The sequence below is a fragment of the Rhizobacter sp. P1_G5 genome (genome assembly GCF_056405435.1).
In genome coordinates, this window is the sequence record NZ_JBFUCB010001042.1 from 1 (window position 1) to 1,106 (window position 1,106).

Consider the following 1,106-nt stretch of genomic DNA (forward strand, 5'->3'; position numbering starts at 1 on the left):
CAGCTACATCGGCACCGCGGCAATGCCGCAGCCCGACGGCACGCTGCAGGCGCTGGAGGTGCTGGTGTTTCCCGAGCAGGCGCGCGGCACCGGCGAGGGCCACTACCCGTGGGACCTGCAGCCGGGCAGCACGATGACCAATGCCACCGTCGCCGACGTCGTCGGACAGGCCAAGGGCCGCACGCTGCGGCTGCGCTACAAGGACGGTGAGAAGACGGTGCTGGTGCCCGAAGGCGTGCCGGTCGTCACCGTGAAGCCGGGCGACCGGGCGCTGCTGGTGCCGGGCGCGAAGGTGCTGGTCACCGCGCAGCTGCGCGACGGCAAGCCGGTGGCGCTGCGGGTGATCGCGGGGCGCAACGGGTTCGCGCCGCCGATGTGATCATGAGGATGTGATCAGGCGAACGCGTGCCGGTCCCCGGTGCGGAACGCCGCGATCACGTCCAGCAGCCCGGCCGCCTGGATCTTCAGGCTCTCGGCCGCCGCGGCGCTCTCTTCCACCAGTGCGGCGTTCTGCTGCGTGCCGGAATCGATCGACGCCACCGCCTGGTTCACCTGCACGATGCCGCTGCTCTGCTCGGTGGTCGACGCGTTGATCTCGGCGATCAGGTCGGTCATGCGGCGCACCTGGGCCACGATGTCGTTCATCGTGCTGCCGGCTTCCGTCACCAGTTTGCTGCCAGCCTCGACCTTCTCGACGCTGGTGCCGATCAGGCCCTTGATCTCGCGGGCCGCCTGCGCACTGCGCTGCGCGAGGCTGCGCACCTCGCCGGCCACCACCGCGAAGCCGCGGCCCTGCTCGCCGGCCCGGGCGGCTTCGACGGCCGCATTCAGCGCGAGGATGTTGGTCTGGAACGCGATGCCGTCGATCACACCGATGATGTCGGCGATCTTGCGGCTCGAATCGGAGATCTCGCCCATCGTCGCGACCACGCGCTGCACCACCTCGCCGCCGCGGCCGGCCACGTCGGCCGCCGAGACCGCGAGCTGGCTCGCCTGGCGCGAGCTGTCGGCGTTCTGCTTCACCGTCTCGGTCATCTGCTGCATCGAGGCCGCCGTCTGCTGCAGCGCGCTCGCCTGCTGCTCGGTGCGACTCGACAGGTCCTGGT

1 protein-coding gene and 1 pseudogene are annotated in these 1,106 nt (G+C 70.7%); one reads left to right on the forward strand and one right to left on the reverse strand.

The genetic code is table 11. The features are described 5' to 3' along the window. Nucleotides 1–379 (forward strand): annotated as a pseudogene (locus AC1D12_RS33840) (hypothetical protein); the annotation flags it as partial. 14 nt (nucleotides 380–393) lie between these two features. Here the strand turns inward: AC1D12_RS33840 and AC1D12_RS33845 are convergent. Then, nucleotides 394–1,106, reverse strand: a 713-nt coding sequence (locus tag AC1D12_RS33845) for a methyl-accepting chemotaxis protein (protein ID WP_477845452.1), incomplete at its 5' end; no start/stop codon positions are given.